This is a genomic window from Actinoplanes sp. NPDC049265 (assembly GCF_043197135.1).
GTDB lineage: Bacteria > Actinomycetota > Actinomycetes > Mycobacteriales > Micromonosporaceae > Actinoplanes.
This window is the reverse complement of the sequence record NZ_JBICSP010000005.1, coordinates 175695-191811: the sequence shown is the minus strand read 5'-3', so window position 1 is coordinate 191811 and position 16117 is coordinate 175695. Positions and strand designations below refer to the sequence as shown.

Below are 16117 nucleotides of genomic sequence, written 5' to 3'. Positions count from 1 at the left end.
GGTCAGATCGGCGGCCCGGCCGTCATTTTGAGTAGTCAGTTAGTGACGTTGAGCAAATCAAGGACGCTGTGCTGACAGCTGTGGTTGGTCGCCACCCGGGGTCCGGCCCAGTGGCTGCCGTACGCGTCGATGCTGTCCCGGTTGTTGGCGTAGTTGCTGTCCGCCTGCCGGCGCAGGTAGGTGTTGTACGCCCCGCCGGCGGCCGCGTTCAGCACGCCCAGCCCGCGCACCGCCGCACCCTTGAACGAGGCGCCGTCGCCGGCACACTCGCTCTCGTTGGGCTCGGTCAGGATCCCGTTCTTGTTCAGATACGTGCTGCTGGTCAGCGCGTCGCCGATCCGCCGGGCGGTGGCCAGCGCGTTCGCGTCCCCGGTGAGCCGGTTCAGCTGGACCAGCGCGTTGATCAGCACGCCCTGGTTGTAGGTCCAGGTCACGTCGCCGTTGTTGCGGCAGGTGCTGAGGTTGACGCCGTCGTTGACGAGGTTCGAGCCGTTCAGCATCCCGGTGGTCTGGAACCAGCTCCACCCGGCGGCGGCCCGGCCGCGGTAGACGGTGTCACCGGAGATCCGCTGGGACAGGGCGGCGTTCAGCTGGATGTAGAGGCTGTTGGAGATGGCGTTCTTGTACGTCTTGGCGGTGCTCCACCAGATGCCGCCGCCACATCGGGTGTCCCAGTAGTTGAACATGTGGTCGGCGTCGGCCCGGGCGGTGTTCAGATAGCGGCTGTCGCCGGTCAGGTCGTACGCGGCCACCCAGGCCAGACCCCACCAGCCGGTGTCGTCCAGATACTCGTTGCGGAACTGGCCCAGCCGCGAGTTCACATTCTTGTCGTAGGTGCCGGCGATGGCGTACCGGTAGCTGTTCATGCCGCTGACCCGGGCGTTCTCGATCACCGCGGTGATCGCGTTGGCGCCGGTCCACCAGCCGTTGCCGTCGAACAGGCCGGTGCCGCGGTCCCAGCGCATCATCAGCGCGGTCGCCGCGGCGGTCCGCCGGTCCCAGGCGTTCCAGTTGCTCCGGGTCCACGCCGTGCACGCGATCTCGGCCCGGTCACCGGCCTTGCCGCAGGCTCGCAGCGCGCCGACGCCGCTGGTGTTCCAGTCGTCGACGTTGAACTGGGTGGTCCGGGCCGAGGTGGCACCCGTGGGGATGCGAGTGTCACCCAGCTTGCTGTTGTCGGCCCAGCTGCGGCCGCCGTCGAAGGACCGGTCCAGCCACACCTCGTCGGTGGCCTGGCCGCCCTCGATCGTCGCCCACGCCATGGCGTCGGTGTCGTTGAGGTGCATGCGGAAGGTGCGGCCGTAGATGCCGGCGTTGACCGTCGGCCGGTCGCCCGGCGCGAGGCCGGCGTCCCGGCCGTCGCAGTACTTGTTGCAGACCGTGGCGGCCTGCGCGGGGGATGAGGGGATGAAGGGGATGGGGATGAGAGCCGCAGCGACGGTGACGATCGCCAGCCGACCCAACCTGCGCTTGGACATAGTTGTAAATAAACCGTAAAGATTGTCGAACTTCAATGACTTTGTGACAAGCAACCGCTTTGCCACAAACGGAGTTCTTTCCGATCCGCCGCCCCGGCCGAACGAAGAGGCCATGCGCATCGACACCACCATCCTCGGCGCCACCTCGCTGCTCGCCATCGCCATGGGCGGCGGCACCGGTGGGTCGGCGCTGGCCGTCGCACCGCCGCCGGCCGTGGTCACCGAGGCCACCGAGCCGCCCTCGATCGCCGGCACCTGGCGCAGCCTGGACGGCGTGGTCACGCTGGTGCTGCGCAACGACCTGAGCTACGACCTCACGGTTCAGGGCCGCGACCGCAGAGCCCACGGCTGGTACGCGGTCGACGGCGCCGACGTGCGCCTGCGCGACGAGGACGGGCTGCGTACGCCGGCCCGGGTCACCGGCGACGGCCTGATCGAGATGGCGGGACACGAGCTTTTCCCGGTATAGACGTCGCGTTCCTCACCCTCTGCGTCCTCGGCCCCGGGTATGCCGGCCCGACCGGTACCCGCTGACCGCCGACGAGGGTGTCCCGTTCACGCAGGACCGACTGCGCGGCGGCGAGGCGATCCGGGGCTGGATGACCGGGCGCTTCCGCGAGGAACCGCGGGCTTCGGGCGTACCCCAACCGGGAACTGACCGGAAGCTTCGCCGAGCGTCTCTCGCGCCGCGATCAGCGCGACCGGCGACCTGATCGCGCGAGGTTGGGCCGTCAAGGCTCCGCTAAGACCTTCGGGGTAGTGGCCGAACCTGCTGGCATGCGGAAAACGGTGCTGGGTGTGGTCGCGTTGCTGGTGCCCGTGTTCCTGAGCGGATGCGCGGCGCTCGGCCTGGACATGTCGATGCACCCCAACACCGAGGCCAGCCCGTCGACCGGCCCGGTCAGCGGCTCCGGCTGGATCGTCGGCGAGACCGGCAAGGCGACACCGAGCCCGACACCGACCCGGGGCAACGGCAAGTACGCCGGCGCCTCGCTGCCGCCGGTGTCGTTCCTGCCGGTCGACCCGTCCTGCCCGCGGAACTGGACGGCCGAACCGGTGCTGATCCCGCTGACCATCGTCGCGGGCGCCGGGTCGCTGACCGTGACGTGGCCGCAGCAGAACGGCTCGAACTACCGGATCACCGCGGTGCCGCAGCCGCTGGTCTCGGGCAAGCAGCCGGACCCGGTGTGGCAGGACGTCGCGCCGGCCGGCGGGTGCACGGTCACCACCACGATCTCCGGGCTGGCTTCGGGCACGCCGTACGTCGTCTGGCTGGACGCCCCGAAAACCGGTCACTGGCTCGACGGCGCCCGGCACACGTACGCCGGCGAATCCGGCGTGGTCTACCCCAACTGACAGTGGCAGCCCAGGGCGCGGCCGGGCGTCCGGGCGCCGCCCTGGGCTACCACTGGGTTCAGGCGGCGATGGCGTTGCGGCCACTCCACTTGGCCGCGTAGAGGCGGTCGTCGACCGCCCGGAACAACGCCTCGGCGGTCATCCCGTCGGTCAGCTCGGCCATGCCCACGCTGACCGTGAGCCGCACCCCGGCCAGGATCTCGGCCCGCGCCACCGACTGCCGGATGCGTTCGGCCACCTCACGGGCGCGCGTCCCGTCGCCCCGCAGGAACACCACGAACTCGTCGCCCGCGTAGCGCACCGCCTCGTCGCCGGGGCGGCAGTGGCTCACCAGCAGCGTGGCCACCTCGCGCAACACCCGGTCGCCGGCGCTGTGCGAGTACGCGTCGTTGACGGCCTTGAAGTGGTCCAGGTCGACCAGCAGCAGGGTGAGCGGCCGGCCCATCTCGCCCGCGTCGACCTGGCCGAGCAGCAGATCGAAGCGGCGCCGGTTGCCCAGCCCGGTGAGCGCGTCGCGGCGGCTCTGCAGTTCCGCGTCGGCCCGGGCCGCCTCCAGTTCCTCGCGCTGCCGGGCCTGGCGCAGCATGCCGACCCGCTGCAGCCGGAGCTGCCACAGCTCGCGGACCTGGTTGGCGACCGCGGCGAACAGGTCCTGGCTGGGCTGGCCGCCGTCCAGCGCCAGCGCGGTCAGGCCCATCTCGTAACGGATGATCGGTCGCTCGTCGGGCAGCGGCGGCTTGATGTCGCAGAGCTGACTGGCGGCCAGGAACTCGCGGCGGGACTCGGCCAGCCGGCCGGAGGCGCGCAGGCTGATGCCCAGGGCCAGATGCGCCATCCGGGCGAACTCACCGCTGTCGCCCTGTCGCAGCGGCATGATCGCGGAACTCGCCAGCTTTTCGGCCACGGCCGTGTCACCCAGCTTGGCCAGGGCCAGCGCCTGGACCGCGGTCATGCACGGGTCGCCGGGGTGCTGGTCGAGCCAGCGGCGGGTGATGTCGGCGGTACGCCGGAGCCGGGTCGCCGCCTCGTCGCACCGGCCGGCGTGGCCGAGGCGGATGCCCCAGTAGAGCAGGGTGCGCGAGTAGACCAGGTCGAACGAGGTGGTGCGGCGGCCGCGGGCGTTGTCCTGGGCGGTCAGGTGCTCGTACGCGTCGGCCGCGATCTCGTACATCTGCGCGGCCGCGGCCGACTGGGCGAACGAGCACATCGCCGACCGGTGGCGGTCGGAGCGCGGGCAGGAGTCGAGCAGCATGCCGGCGCGGGCCAGGTTGCGCATGCCGTCGACCAGCCGGCCCTGGAACACGCGCAGCCGGGCCAGGTCGCACAGCACTTTGGCCTCGCCGACCACGTTGCCGCTCTGCTGGTGCAGGGTGAGCAGGTGCTCGCCGGCCGCGGTGGCCTCGTCGATCTGGCCCATGTCCAGGTACGCGTACATCCGGCCCTGGTGCAGGAAGGCGACGCTTTTCTGGTCGCGGACGGCCTGGGCGATCATCAGGAACGCGTTGGCCGCCTCGATCGCCTCGGGCGCCCGCCCGGTCGTGGCCAGAACGTGCACTCGGACTGCGAAAAGCTGAAGTGGGCCGTAAGCGGTTACCGGCACGGGTAACCGGTCATCCGGCTCGATCCACTCCGACATGACCCCAGTATCGGCAGTTTGCTGCTCGTGCCAATACCCGAGACCGAAACGCCTGACTTTTCCCTTTGGCGAAAATGCTCGCCGCACCGGCAAAGTTGATCATGTGGGACGCCGAAGGTGCAGGTACACGACCGGAAGGGGCCGGTCGCCGCATGCGGAAACGGAGTGGTTCATGGCTACGAAGCGCAGTGCCCAGGAGCGTCGCAGGTCTCGCCGGCGTGCCGCAGTGGTGCTCGTCCCGACCGTCGCCGGCGTCTTCGTGGCCGGCACCGCCTTCGCGTACTGGACCACCTCCGGTGCCGGAACCGCCACCGGGGCCAGTGGCACATCGGCCTCAGTCACCGTCACACAGACCGGTACGGCACCGTCCGGCCTGGCCCCAGGTGGCACCGCCCAGCCGATCGCTTTCAAGATCACTAACCCGAAACTCAGCCCGCAACACATCGCCAATGTCACGATTGCCGTGACCGGAGTAACGGGCAACGACCCGAACTCGGCGTTCCCGTGCGACGCCAGTGACTTCGACATCGTGCAGCCCACCGCGATCAACGCGGACCTGCCGAACGGCGACACCAACTACGCGTCGTCCGGCGCCACGATCCGGATGATCGACAAGCCGAACCAGAACCAGGACGACTGCAAGAACGTCACGGTCAACCTGAGCTTCTCGGCGGCCTGATTCCGCCAGGAGGGAGCCGGAGGTGAAGCGGGCAGTGGCGGTGGGAATCGCCGCGTCCCTGCTCGCCTCCGGCTCCGCCTACGGCTTCTGGAGCACCTCGGGCAGCGGCTCGGGCACCAGTTCGGTGACCACGACCGCCCCGCTCACCCTGTCGCCCGGGACACCGGCCACTCGCGTCTACCCCGGAGGCACCGCCAACGTCGCGGTCACCGTCGCCAATCCGAACAGTTTCGGCGTACACATCGGCGCCCTGTCCTTGGACAACGCACAGGGAACCGGCGGCTTCGCGGTGGACGGGGCGCACTCCGGCTGCGGGGTCGGCGTGCTGTCCTTCGCCGCACAGACCAACGCGGGCGACGGCTGGACCGTACCGGCCGGCGGATCGCTCGGAATCACCCTGGCCGGGGCGCTGAGCATGACCACGGCAGCCGCCAACGCCTGCCAGGGCGCCACCTTCACCGTCTACCTGGCCGCCGACGTCGACGCCTACACGCTGGTGCGCCGCACCGCCGGACTGGTCAGCCTATGGCGACTGGGCACCGGGCCGACCGCCTCGGACAACTTCACCGGCTCGACCACCTTTTCCGCGGGCGTGGTGACGCCGGCCAACCGGTTGCGCCGCAACACCATCACGGTGACCTCGGTCGCGGCGAGCTCGGCCGGCCAGGCCGTGATGACCGACATCGTGCCGGTCACGCTGGTCACCGGCGACGCCCTCGGAGTGGCCGCCCGGATCAGCGGCAACTCCTACTACGCCGCGCGCTACCAGACCTCGGACACCACCTGGCGGCTGGTCAAGGTGATCAACGGGGTGGAGACCGGGCTCGGCTCGGCCGCCGCCACCCTGACACCGGGCAACACTTACCGGCTGCGGCTCGAAGCCACCGGCACGTCACTCCGGCTGTCCGTCAACGGGACCGTGCTCACCACCGCCACCGACACCGCGCTGTCGGCGGCCGGCCGGGCCGGTCTGGCCCTCGGCGTCACCGGGTCGCCCGCGATCACCGACACCACCGGCCTGCACGCGGACAACTTCCGGATCTACCCGGTGCCCTCCTCCGGCGCGGCCGACGTGGCCGGCCCCAACAGCGGCACCTACCAGGGCACGGTGGTGCAGAACGAGCCCGGCGCGCTGGCCGGTGACCTGAACGGATCGGTCACCCTGGACGGTGTCGCCGGCGCCATGCGGGTGGCCGCCCCGACCGGTCTGCCGGTCGGCGCCGGGCCGCGGTCGGCCGAGCTGTGGTTCAAACGCACCGATACGGGCCCGGCCGACCTGTTCGGGTACGGCTCGGCGAGCTCCGGGAAACTCTTCGCCGGGCGCCTCACCTCGGCCACCGGACTGCGGCTGGACGCGTTCTCGGCGGTGCGCGACTGGACCCTGCCCTACGGCACGAGCGACGGCGCGTGGCATCACGTGGTGCTCGCGTACGACGGCGGGACCGTGCAGGCGTACCTGGACGGCACGGCGCTGGGCGCGCAGTCGCTGGTGCTGAACACCGCGCTGGACGGCACCGGGTTCACCGCCGGGACGTTCGCCGGATCACTCGACGAACTGGCCGTGTACTCGGTCGCGCTGAGCGCCGGCACGGTGCTGGACCACTACCGCGCCGGGCACGGCTCGTGATGCTGCGGCGGCTGGCGATCCTGGTGCTGGTCGCCGCGGGGCTGAGCCTCGGCGGTGCGGCGGCCTGGGCGTACTGGGGCGCCTCGGTCAGCCCCGGCGCCGCCGGCGGTGGGCTCGCCGCCAGTGTCAACACGGCCACCACTCCCGTCGCGAACCGCGTTTCGGCGACCAGCGTCGCCCTGAGCTGGTCCGCCGTCACGCTGTCGAACGGCGTCGCGGTGGACGGCTACGTTGTCAAACGGTACGACGCCGCGACGCTGCTGACCCAGACCGTGCTGGGCGGCTGCGCGGGTACGGTCGGGGCCACCACCTGCACCGAGACCGGCGTACCGGTGGGCAACTGGCGCTACTCGGTCTACCCGCGGATCGGCGCCAACTGGACCGGCACCGAGAGCGGCCTGACATCCGCCGTGGCCGTCACCAACCCGGTGCTCACCCTGGCCAAGACCGTCTACAACGCGGCCGCCTCGACCACCGGGACACTGACCGGCTTCGGCGTCAACGAAACGGTCACCTACCGGCTGGACGCGGCGACCACACTGACCGGCTTTCCGGGCGTCGTCGACACCAGCGGCTCGGCGCCGATCTCGTCGCTCGCGATCCCGGCCACCACCCAGGGCACGCACACCGTCTACGCGATCGGCGGCAACGGCTCGACCGCCTCGGCCACGATCACCTACGACAGCGTGGCGCCGACCGTCAACGCCGTCCTGTCGCCGGTCGCCGTCAACGGCTGGAACGCCACGTCGCCGGTGCAGGTCACGCTGTCGGCCGCCGACGTGACCACCAGCGTCGCCTCGGTCCGCTACACGGTCGACGGATCAGACCCCACCTTCTCGGGTACGGCGGTGACGTACAGCGGTCCGTTCACCGTCGCCGCCACGACGACCGTGCGGTACTACGCCACCGACACGGCCGGCAACAGCTCGGCGGCCGCGTCACAGGCGGTACAGATCGACACCGTGGCCCCGGGCTCGTCGCTCGCCCTCGGGTCGGCGTCCAACTCCCGGCTCAGCGGGTCGACAATCTGGTACCGCGGATCCGCCGGCGGATCGTTCACGCTGGTCGACAGCATTACCGACGCCGGGTCGGGGCCGGCCTCCTCGACTACGTCGGCGTTGACCGGCACCACCACCGGCTGGTCGCACACGCCGTCGACGGTCAGCTCCGCCCCGTACACCTCGAATGCCTTCACCTGGACCGCCGCGGCCGCCGGAACCGTCGCCGAGACCGTGACCACCAAGGACGTGGCCGGGAACACGACCGTCACCGCGCTGTCGTTCGTCAACGACTCGACCGGCCCGTCCGGCGGCGGCGTTACCGCCCCGGCCGGCTTCACCACCTCCACCACCCTGGCCCTGACGACCGCGCGTGGCACCGACGCCGGCGTGGGACTGGCCGCGTCCGGGGCCCTCCTGCAGCGGGCCACCGCCTCGCTGACCGCGGGTTCGTGCGGCACGTTCGGAGCCTTCGCGACAGTGCAGACCGACCCGGCCGCGTCGCTGAACGACGTCGTATCCGACCAGGCCTGCTACCGCTACCAGTTCGTGGTGCCCGACCTGCTGGGTAACACGACCACCTACACCAGCGCGGACGTGAAGGTCGACACGACCGCCCCGGCCACGCCGACACTGTCGTACTCGGCGCTGACCAACGCGTACGCCACCGGCAGCACCGTCTACTACCGCGGCTCCACCACCGGTTCGTTCACCGTCACCGCCGCGTCATCCGACGCCGCCTCCGGGATCACGTCGTACACCTTCCCGCCGCTGGGCACCGGCTGGAGCTCGGTGGCGGGCGGCCTGGGCGTGAACACGTACTCGTGGACGGCCTCGCCCGCCGCGCCCGGCGCCAAGCAGGTGAGCGCGACCAACGGCGCCGGGCTGAGCACCGCCTCGGCGTCGTTCACACCGGTCGACGACTCGACGCCGCCGACCGGGGGCTCGTTGACCTACAACGCCGGCTACACCTCGAGCAACTCGGTCACGCTGACCTTCGCGGCCGGCTCCGACGCGGCCTCCGGCCTGAACGCCTCGGCGACCGTGCTGCAGCGCCGGTCGGCCTCCCTCGACCTGGGCGTCTGCAACGCCACCTGGAGCGCCTGGACGACGATCTATGGCAACGTCTCCTCGCCGCGCAACGACACCACTGTCACCGGCGACAACTGCTACCAGTACCAGCTGGTCACCTACGACAACATCGGCAACTCGGCCGCCTACCCGGCCAACAGCAACCCGATCGTCAAGGTGCCGATGTACTACACCTGCCAGGCCGCGGCCGTCGGCAGCGCGGCGCTCGCCTACTACAAGCTGACCGAGGTGTCCGGGACGACCGCCGCCGACAGCTCCGGCAACGGCAAGAACGGCCAGTACGCCAACGTCTCGGCGTACAACGTCAGCGGCCCGTGCGGCGGCGGTGGCGTCACCTTCAACGGCATCACGATGGGCCACGTCGCGACGCCGCTGGCGGCCACCAACCCGACCCTGTACAGCGAGGAGATCTGGTTCCGGACCTCGTCGGCCAACAGCATGCGGATCATGGGCTTCGGCGATCAGTCGACCGGCGCCTCGACCAGCTACGACCGGCTGGTCTACCTCGACGCCAACAACAAGCTGGTGTACGGCTACAACGCCGGCTTTCTCACGTACCGCACCCTGACCACGAGCGCCAGCTACAACGACAACCTCTGGCACCACGTGGTCGCGACCCAGTCGACGACAGGCGGCATGCGCCTCTACGTCGACGGCGCCCTGAAGGCCTCCGACCCGGCCTCCATCAGCCCCCAGAACTACGCCGGCTTCTGGCGCGCCGGCTCCGACAACATGACCGGCTGGCCCAACCTCACCGCGCTGAACAACAGCTACATGAACGGTTCCCTGGCCCACGCGGCCTTCTACGCCCGCGAGCTGACCGCCCAGGAGGTCTATGACCACTACGTGGCGGCCCAGCTGACGTCGTCCGGCATCCTCACCGCCCCGTCGAGCATCGCGGCCGCCACTCAGTCGGCGTCCTCCACCGCCCGCCGCCCGTCCACCCGCCCCCCGTCGTCGGTGCCCTCCACCCCTTCGTCAATTCCGTCCTTGCCGTCCGCGCCGTCGTCCGCTTCCTCGGCGGCCCCGTCCAATTCCCCGTCGCTGACCGGCCGCCCGTCCTTCTCCGGCATCCCGTCCTTCTCCGCCGTGCCGTCGTCCTCCACGGTGCCGTCGTCCTCCACGGTGCCGTCGTCCTCCGCGCCGTCGGCGTCGTCGTTTTCGTCCTCGAGCCCGGATCCGTCCGCGCCGATCAGCCCGCCGGTGATGCTGCCGTCCTGTCCGAGCGGTCCACCTTCTTGCCCCTCCGAGCCGCCACCCTCGCGACCTTGACCCCTTTGCTCTGCGCACCAACCGCACCCGCGTGCTGACCGCCTTGACCCCTTTGCTCTGCGCACCAACCGCACCCGCGTGCTGTCCGCCTTGGCCCCTTTGCTCTGCGCACCAACCGCACCCGCGTGCTGTCCGCCTTGGCCCCTTTGCTCTGCGCACGGCGTCGACGATGAGGAGACCGGTTCGGCCTCCGGCGCCCTGACCTCGGTGCAACAGCTGGGCGGCGCGTTCGGCATCGCGGTACTCGGCACGGTCTTCTTCGGCCTGCTGCCGGGCGGGGTCACCACGCACGTCGACGACTCCGCGGCCAAGCTGACCGCGGTGCTCACCCAGGCCGGTGAGCAGCCCGGCGTCGCGGCCGCCATCCGCTCCTGCCTGCGCGACCGGGTGGCCGAGGACGACCCGGCCGTGCGGCCCGCCTCCTGCCCGGCCGCCCCCGCGGGCCCGACAGGAGGCGAGATTGAGAGGTACGCGCAGGGCGTCGTCCGGGACGCCTTCCGCGACTCAGCGGTGCGCAGCCTCGGCGGTGCGTTCCTGATGATCCTGGCCGCCCTGGGCACCGCGTTCCTGCTGCCGCGCAAGGCCCGCCCCGACGCCGGCCATTGACCGGCCCCGGCCTGCCCCGACGCCGGCCAGCGGCCCGACCCGGTGCGCCCCGACGCCGGGCTCGGGCCCGCCCGCGTCGTCGTCGGCGGACGGCGGGGCGGGCCGGTCGGCCGTCAGGCGGAGCGACGAGCGCCGCATCAGCCGCCAGGCCATCAGCGCGGCGGCCAGCACTCCCAGTCCACAGTGCACGAACAACACGCCGACCAGAGTCGGGCCGCCCCAGTCGTGCCGGTACGTCGACGGATCACTGAAGTCGATCACGAACGGCTCGATCAGGGCACGAGCGACGCAGTAGGCCCCGGCGATCCACAGGAGTGCAGCACCGATTCGCTTCATGCGGACAAACCTAAGGGCGCGGGCGTGGCCGAGGGGTGGTGCTAACACCACCAGATCCCCTGAGATCTCCCCTACTCCGGACCCGGAGAGGGTGTCATTTCGTGGGGAGCCCGGCCGCCTTCCAGGCGGCGAAACCGCCGGCCAGATCGGTGGCCCGGCGCAGGCCCAGGTCCTGCAGCGACGCCGCCGCCAGGGAACTCGTGTAGCCCTCCTGGCAGGTGATGATCACCTCGAGGTCGTAGTGGGTCGCGAAGCCGAGGCGGGCGTCGCTGCGCGGGTCGAGCCGCCACTCCAGGACGTTGCGCTCGATGATCAGAGCGCCGGGGATCTCGCCGTGCTCGGCCCGCTGGGCGGCCGGCCGGATGTCGATCAGGACGGCTCCCCGCTCGACGGCGGCGGAGGTCTCCGGCGCGGACAGCCGGTGCAGCCGGGAGCGGGCGGCGGCGAGCAGGTCGTCGATGCCGGTCGAGCCGGGCGGCGGCGCCACGAAGCTCGGCCCGGTACGCAGGACGGCGGTCACCACTGCGCTCCCGCCCGCTCGACGGTCTCCACGGTCAGCCCGCCGGCACCGATCCGGTAGCGGGTCATCGTGGTCAGGGCCGGCCCGTAGGCGTGGATGCTGATCGCGGGGCGGTTCGACCGGTTGACGATGCGGTGGATGTGCTGGGTGCCGAACCGGCGACCGGCGCCCTCGCCCAGTTCGCGGGCGGTGATCCGGGGTGGGCCGCCGGTCGGCTGGGCCACGGTGTCCTCGGTCAGCGTGCCGGCGTACACGTGGAAGGCGCCGGCCGAGCCGCCGTGGTCGTGCAGGTCGGTGCCCTGGCCGGGGAGCCAGGTGAGCAGCCAGACCTCGTGGTCGTCGGCGACGTGCAGGCGGTGGTACCAGCGTTCGGACGCGTCGAACCGTGGCGTGACCGCCCAGCTCGACGGGTCGGTGGCGAACTGCCGGGTGATGGCGAGGTGGTCGAGGCGAAGGTCGACGGCGGTCACGGGGAGCTCCTCGGTTTGCATATATTGCCTATCAACTCTATAGGTTTACCGCTACATGACGATCAGGATAATGCCGACGCGCGGCCACAGGCCGCCGAACACGGCCTTGCAGGGGAAGAAAAGCGCAGGTCAGCGCGGACAGCGTGCGCTGGAGCAGCGCGCCAGGTCGATCGCCAGGCGGGCGGTGAGGAGGATGCCCTGCCGAGTCATGCGTCCATGGTCATCGGGCGCCGGGTGACCGGTCAATCCCGGTACCACCATGTGAGAGCGGCGTGAGGGTGGCCACGATCTGGTCCACGAGGTGGTCGTTCGGGCCGCCGGTGGTCCGGTCCACCGCGTACCGGCCGCCGCTCGCGGTCACCCGCAGCGACCGGGAGCTGCCCGGATCGCGGAAGCAGGCCGACCGCCCGTCGGCCGCGCGGGTCCAGCCCGGCGGCAGCGCCAGCCGGAAGCCGAGGGGATCGTCGTGCGGCACCCAGCCGGTCGGGAGATAGCCGGGCCGGGTAGGTGAGGGGTCGAGGTACGCCCCGGCGACCGCCGCGTCGTCGCAGAGGTCGGCCGGGGGAGCGGACGCGCGTACCGGGGGAGCGGGGTTGACCGCGTCGCGGGCCAGAGCCGTCCCGGCCGTCCCGGCCAGCAGCACCGCCGCCAGCGCCACCCCGACTTTCGTGCTCCGCGCCAGCCCCCGCCGCGCCCCCGTCGGCCTCGAAAGGACGCCGGTCGGCGCCAGCAGGGCGCTTGTCGATGCCGGGAAGACGGCCGTCGGTGCCGGGGCAGCGCCCGTCGGCATGGGGACGAAGCCCATCGGCCGTGACGCGATCCGGCGCAGGAGGGGTTCCAGCTGGTCGGCGGTCAGCCGCGCGGCCGGATCGGAGACCAGCAGCCGCTCGATGACCGGGGTGAGCGGCCCACGCCGGGCCGGCGGATCGGGCGGCCCGGTGAGCACCGCGTGCAGCGCGCCGATCGCGGTGTCCCGGGCGAACGGCGACCGGCCCTCGACCGCCGCGTGCAACGTCACACCCAGCGACCACAGATCGGTGGCCGGCCCGGACGGCTCGCCCCGGACGCGTTCGGGGGCGAGGTACTGCGGCGAGCCGACCGCCGGATCGGGCCCGGTGTTGTCCACTGTGGCCTGACCGAAGTCGGTGAGCACGACCCGGCCGTCGTCGGCCAGCAGCACGTTCTGCGGCTTGACGTCACCGTGCAGGACCCCGGCGGCGTGCGCGGCCCGTAGCGCGTCGAGCACGCCGAGGCCGATCCGCGCCGCCTCGCGATGGGCGACCGGGGCGGCCTGGTGCAGGGAACGGGACGGCACGTGCTCCATGACGATCCAGCAGCGATCGGGCGCGTGGAGGACGTCGTAGACGCGTACCACTCCGGGGTGGTCGAGGCGGGCGGCGGCCCGGGCCTCCCGCAGCACCGCCGCCGAGCCGGGGGCGATCTCCTTGATCGCCACCGTGCGGCCGAGGAGTTCGTCGGTGGCCAGGAAGACGCGGCCCATCCCGCCCGCGCCGATCCGGTCGAGCAGGCGGTACCGGTTGTTGACCAGGTCGTCCATGACCTGGATTCGGAGCCGGGGGGCCCGATGATGGCTACCATCAGCCGCGGCGTTTGGCCCAGGTCAGCAGCAACGCCGACATGATGACCATGACGATCAGGACGCCGATCAGCGCACCGAGGTTGGTGCGGTCGTTGACGATGATGTTCATGCCGTAGATCGAGGACAGGGCCGTGATCGGGAGGGTGACCACGGCGATGACGGCCAGCCGTTCGGCCGCGATGGTCATCTTGGTCTCGGCCCGGGCACGGTAGAACTCGATCACGCCCTGCAGGTACTCGCGTTCGCCGTCGGCCAGGCCGCGGATCCGGTTGAGCTGGTCGACCACGTCGTTGACCAGCGGCAGGTTGACCTCGGCGTCGGGGCGGCGGCTGCCCAGGGTGGCCATCCGGCCGTAGACCTCGGCGCCGAGCGCGCCCATCGTGCGTACCGCGAGCAGGCCGTGCCGGGCCTGGAACAGCTCCTCCAGGAACTTCTCCGGGTTGCCCATGTGCCCGCCGGTGACCCGCTGCTCCAATCGCCACACCTCCCGGGTCATCTCCTCGATGAACTGTTCCAGGCTGTGGGTCAGGGCGTTGACTATCGCGTACGAGAGCTCGATCGGCGTGCGCGGCCGCAGCCGGCCCGAATCGATCCGCCGCCGGACCGCGCTCGTCTCGCGCAAAGCGACCTCTGGGTCGACAGCGGGATTGATCGGACCGTGCACGGTGACGACGTACTTTTCCCCGATGATCTGGTCCAATTCGATGTAGTGGACATGTCCGGAAGGACCGCGTTCGGGGCCGTGCAGAATGAGCAATTGTTCGTGTGGATAGATCCGAACCCGGGGCACTCGATTTCGTTGCAGACAATCGCGCACCGCGAGGGGATGCAACTCCAGGACATCGGTGAGCAGAGTGACCGCCTCGTCACTGCACTCTGGAATGTCCACCCAGATCAGGACTTCTTCGTGCAAAAGTAGCGCCGCCACGTCGGTGATCGCGTGCTCCTCGACCCCGTCCGCGGTGAGAGCGAGAACGCGCACGCCGGACATGGATCTCACGCTAGACCCGAAAGAGTCTCTCGGCAGTTTGCCTCTTTCTGAACGGTGGCTGAAGTCGGCGTTCAGCGACGATGCCGACACTCTCCGTCGACCACTGTGGTCATGCCATCACCTGATCGGCCCACACGCGCAACCGTCAAGGCGGAAAAGCAGCTCAGAGTGCGGCTGCGCAATCGAGGAAGCTATATGGTGAGCCTCGCCGCTCAAGCCGGTGCCGGAGGTTCCTCGCAAACCCCGCCTCCGATCCCCCGATGAACGAGGACGGACACGTGTCGATTCCCCGCCGCGGTTTATTAGCCGCCGGCTTAGCCGCAGCCGTAGCCGGTTCCTTAGGTGCTCTCACCGCGGTGAACGCCGCCGCCGAGGAGGCTCCCGCCGCGGCTCAGCCGGCCCCGGCCGTCGCCGATGACGCGCCGAAGCCGCCGCCGCTGCTGCCGTGGGGCGACAAGCCGGAAGCCGTGAAGCGTGGCACGCCCGGAGCGACCAGCGCGCAGCTGGCCGCGACCGGCGCCGACATCGCACCGGCGAGCACCAAGCCGTCGGCCGTGCCGACCCCGGAATACGGCCCGAAGGGCTTCACCGGCAAGAAGCGCTGGCTGCGGAAGGGCCGGACCGCCGTGCCGCCGAAGCCGCCGCAGGTCGGTGGTGGCCCGCTCCGCGCGCCCGAGCCCGGCACCCGCGACGTGAACTACCACTACGCCACCGGCTACCAGTACGCCGTGGCCGACGGCACCTCGGCCAACCTGGTGATCGGCAAGCCCTACCTGGCCGCCGAGGACTACCACACGTTGGCCGAGGTCGCCGTGGAGGACGCCGACGGTCAGCAGATCATCGAGGTGGGCTGGACCGTCAGCCGCAACGTCAACGGCGACGAGGACCCGCACCTGTTCGTGTACCACTGGGTCGACGGCGTGGGCACCTGCTACAACGGCTGCGGCTGGAAGCAGGTGAGCACCGACGTCGTCCCCGGTGACACGCTGCCGACCGGGGTCTACAAGAAGTTCGGCATCCAGCAGTTCGACAGCGTCTGGTGGGTCGCGTACGACTCGGAGTGGATCGGCTACTTCCCGAACGGCCTGTGGCGCGGCAAGTTCCAGAAGAGCGGCCTGATCCAGTGGTACGGCGAGGTCGCCTCGTCGAAGGTGGCTCCGTGCACCGACATGGGCAACGGCACCGACGCCAGCAAGGACTCGGCCGCCCGCTTCAGCAGCATCTCGCTGGTCAACAACCCCGACCTCAAGGTGACACTGGAATCGAAGAGCCCGGAAATGCCGCCGGGTAAGGGCATCTATCCCACGGTGTTCGCCAAGGAACGAGCGTTCTACTTCGGCGGTGCCGGAGCCTGTTGACGCCTGAGCGGCGTCCGTCCCTGACGATGCCCGGTCCCCGGCGAGGGGGGACCGGGCATCTCCTTTTGTGCGTGTCCTGACCCGGGTCGAACCGAATC

Annotated in this window: 14 protein-coding genes; 7 read left to right on the top strand and 7 right to left on the bottom strand. The window is 70.7% G+C overall.

Features of this window, described 5'->3' with window-relative positions; all coding sequences use genetic code 11:
- Positions 1-35 precede the first annotated feature (35 nt).
- Complete coding sequence (locus tag ACGFIO_RS15435) at positions 36-1478, bottom strand: glycoside hydrolase family 76 protein (RefSeq protein WP_392826713.1); 1443 nt, start codon at positions 1476-1478, stop codon at positions 36-38.
- A gap of 112 nt (positions 1479-1590) precedes the next feature.
- Here ACGFIO_RS15435 and ACGFIO_RS15430 point away from each other — a divergent pair, with 112 nt between their 5' ends.
- On the top strand, positions 1591-1947 hold the full coding sequence (locus tag ACGFIO_RS15430; protein WP_392826711.1) for a hypothetical protein: 357 nt from the start codon (positions 1591-1593) through the stop codon (positions 1945-1947).
- Between the two features lie 308 nt (positions 1948-2255).
- Positions 2256-2834 (top strand): hypothetical protein, encoded by a 579-nt coding sequence (locus ACGFIO_RS15425; RefSeq protein ID WP_392826709.1) that lies wholly within the window; start codon positions 2256-2258, stop codon positions 2832-2834.
- A gap of 58 nt (positions 2835-2892) precedes the next feature.
- Here the strand turns inward: ACGFIO_RS15425 and ACGFIO_RS15420 are convergent, their stop codons facing one another.
- On the bottom strand, positions 2893-4389 hold the full coding sequence (locus ACGFIO_RS15420) for a diguanylate cyclase (RefSeq protein WP_392826708.1): 1497 nt from the start codon (positions 4387-4389) through the stop codon (positions 2893-2895).
- Between the two features lie 253 nt (positions 4390-4642).
- On the opposite strand from ACGFIO_RS15420, the gene ACGFIO_RS15415 reads away from it, so the two are divergent.
- The 4 genes from ACGFIO_RS15415 (at position 4643) to ACGFIO_RS15400 (ending at position 10744) form a co-directional block, all read left to right on the top strand.
- Positions 4643-5149 (top strand): hypothetical protein, encoded by a 507-nt coding sequence (locus ACGFIO_RS15415; protein WP_392826706.1) that lies wholly within the window; start codon positions 4643-4645, stop codon positions 5147-5149.
- Positions 5150-5171: 22 nt separating this feature from the next.
- Entirely contained in the window at positions 5172-6776 is a 1605-nt protein-coding gene (locus tag ACGFIO_RS15410; protein WP_392826704.1) for a LamG-like jellyroll fold domain-containing protein, read from the top strand.
- Positions 6776-10138 carry a LamG-like jellyroll fold domain-containing protein gene (locus tag ACGFIO_RS15405; RefSeq protein WP_392827072.1) on the top strand — a complete coding sequence of 1121 codons (3363 nt, stop codon included), beginning with the start codon at positions 6776-6778 and terminating at the stop codon, positions 10136-10138. The genes ACGFIO_RS15410 and ACGFIO_RS15405 overlap by 1 nt, the downstream gene beginning before the upstream one ends.
- 207 nt (positions 10139-10345) lie before the next feature.
- Positions 10346-10744 (top strand): hypothetical protein, encoded by a 399-nt coding sequence (locus ACGFIO_RS15400; protein ID WP_392826703.1) that lies wholly within the window; start codon positions 10346-10348, stop codon positions 10742-10744.
- Here ACGFIO_RS15400 and ACGFIO_RS15395 read toward each other — a convergent pair.
- The 5 genes from ACGFIO_RS15395 to ACGFIO_RS15375 form a co-directional block, all read right to left on the bottom strand.
- Entirely contained in the window at positions 10643-11080 is a 438-nt protein-coding gene (locus ACGFIO_RS15395; protein WP_392826702.1) for a hypothetical protein, read from the bottom strand. The two genes, ACGFIO_RS15400 and ACGFIO_RS15395, sit on opposite strands and share 102 nt — an antisense overlap.
- 94 nt (positions 11081-11174) lie before the next feature.
- Complete coding sequence (locus ACGFIO_RS15390) at positions 11175-11600, bottom strand: rhodanese-like domain-containing protein (protein WP_392826701.1); 426 nt, start codon at positions 11598-11600, stop codon at positions 11175-11177.
- Positions 11597-12070, bottom strand: coding sequence for a cysteine dioxygenase (locus tag ACGFIO_RS15385; RefSeq protein ID WP_392826699.1), 474 nt, complete (start codon positions 12068-12070; stop codon positions 11597-11599). The genes ACGFIO_RS15390 and ACGFIO_RS15385 overlap by 4 nt, the downstream gene beginning before the upstream one ends.
- Positions 12071-12290: 220 nt before the next feature.
- A complete protein-coding gene (locus ACGFIO_RS15380; protein WP_392826698.1) occupies positions 12291-13628 on the bottom strand; it encodes a protein kinase in 1338 nt (445 codons plus the stop codon).
- Positions 13629-13668: 40 nt separating this feature from the next.
- Positions 13669-14661, bottom strand: coding sequence for a magnesium transporter CorA family protein (locus tag ACGFIO_RS15375; protein ID WP_392826697.1), 993 nt, complete (start codon positions 14659-14661; stop codon positions 13669-13671).
- Between the two features lie 356 nt (positions 14662-15017).
- On the opposite strand from ACGFIO_RS15375, the gene ACGFIO_RS15370 reads away from it, so the two are divergent.
- Positions 15018-16019: a neprosin family prolyl endopeptidase gene (locus tag ACGFIO_RS15370; RefSeq protein WP_392826696.1), complete on the top strand. Its 1002-nt coding sequence runs from the start codon at positions 15018-15020 to the stop codon at positions 16017-16019.
- Positions 16020-16117 lie beyond the last annotated feature (98 nt).

Bases quoted from the DNA above. Each gene is read 5' to 3' on its own strand.
- ACGFIO_RS15380 (WP_392826698.1), bottom strand. From the start codon at position 13,628: ATGGACGACCTGGTCAACAACCGGTACCGCCTGCTCGACCGGATCGGC.
- ACGFIO_RS15395 (WP_392826702.1), bottom strand. From the start codon at position 11,080: ATGAAGCGAATCGGTGCTGCACTCCTGTGGATCGCCGGGGCCTACTGC.
- ACGFIO_RS15430 (WP_392826711.1), top strand. From the start codon at position 1,591: ATGCGCATCGACACCACCATCCTCGGCGCCACCTCGCTGCTCGCCATC.
- ACGFIO_RS15375 (WP_392826697.1), bottom strand. From the start codon at position 14,661: ATGTCCGGCGTGCGCGTTCTCGCTCTCACCGCGGACGGGGTCGAGGAG.
- ACGFIO_RS15415 (WP_392826706.1), top strand. From the start codon at position 4,643: ATGGCTACGAAGCGCAGTGCCCAGGAGCGTCGCAGGTCTCGCCGGCGT.
- ACGFIO_RS15405 (WP_392827072.1), top strand. From the start codon at position 6,776: ATGCTGCGGCGGCTGGCGATCCTGGTGCTGGTCGCCGCGGGGCTGAGC.
- ACGFIO_RS15425 (WP_392826709.1), top strand. From the start codon at position 2,256: ATGCGGAAAACGGTGCTGGGTGTGGTCGCGTTGCTGGTGCCCGTGTTC.
- ACGFIO_RS15435 (WP_392826713.1), bottom strand. From the start codon at position 1,478: ATGTCCAAGCGCAGGTTGGGTCGGCTGGCGATCGTCACCGTCGCTGCG.